The sequence below is a fragment of the Campylobacter parajejuni genome (assembly GCF_046764905.1).
Classification (GTDB): Bacteria; Campylobacterota; Campylobacteria; order Campylobacterales; family Campylobacteraceae; genus Campylobacter_D.
The window spans coordinates 1-739 of the sequence record NZ_JBKORB010000029.1 but is presented as its reverse complement, the minus strand read 5'-3'; the positions used below and the strand labels follow the sequence as shown (position 1 = coordinate 739).

Annotated in this window: 1 protein-coding gene; it reads right to left on the bottom strand. The window is 29.6% G+C overall.

All coding sequences use genetic code 11. The features are described from left to right. The coding region (locus ACLL8X_RS09285; protein WP_411990631.1) for an Eco57I restriction-modification methylase domain-containing protein at positions 1 to 739 on the bottom strand (739 nt) is incomplete at both ends.

Sequence of the window (739 nt, the reverse complement as noted above, 5' to 3'; positions counted from 1 at the left end):
TCGTGCCTTTATATATTTCATAATGTTTTGCCAAATGCGGTTTTAGCTCTTTGATTTCTTCTTGTCTTATATAAGGTGGATTACCAATAACCAAATCAAAGCCTTTGAAATCGCCTTCCTTATCCTTGTGTAAATTTTTAAAATTTCCTTGTTGTTTTGACTGGTTATTTTGCGTGATTTCTTCTTGACTTAAAGAAGAATATAAAATCTTAGAAAATTCCACACGCCATTCAAAACCACTATAAATTTCATCATAACTTTTTTTCAAAAACTCAAGCTCTTCTTTAGCCTTAACTTTATCAATATCCGTGCTAGAAAACATACTTAGCAGCTGTGCCTTTATGCGAGTTTTCATATCTTCATATTTCAAAGGCAGCTCATCAAGTGCGAATTTTCCATAATTTTTAGCATATTCTTCGTATTTTTCATAAAGCTTATTCAGCTCTTTTTTGTATTTTTCTCTTATATAAAACTTAATAAAATTATTTTTAATCGTATTAATATCTTCAATATGCTCTTTTCTATTCTCATACAAGCCATCATAGTATTGCTCTTCAAGCTTTTTGTATTTTTTTATGTCTTGTTGGGTTTGAAGGTGTAAGGATTCATTTATAGGCATTTTACTTAGCAAAGAATTCCCACATTTTATATTTATATCAATGTTTGGCAGGGTTTTAAGATTGTGATAAGTCCCATCATCAAAATCCTCATAATAACTATGCTTTAAAAGCTCTATCCA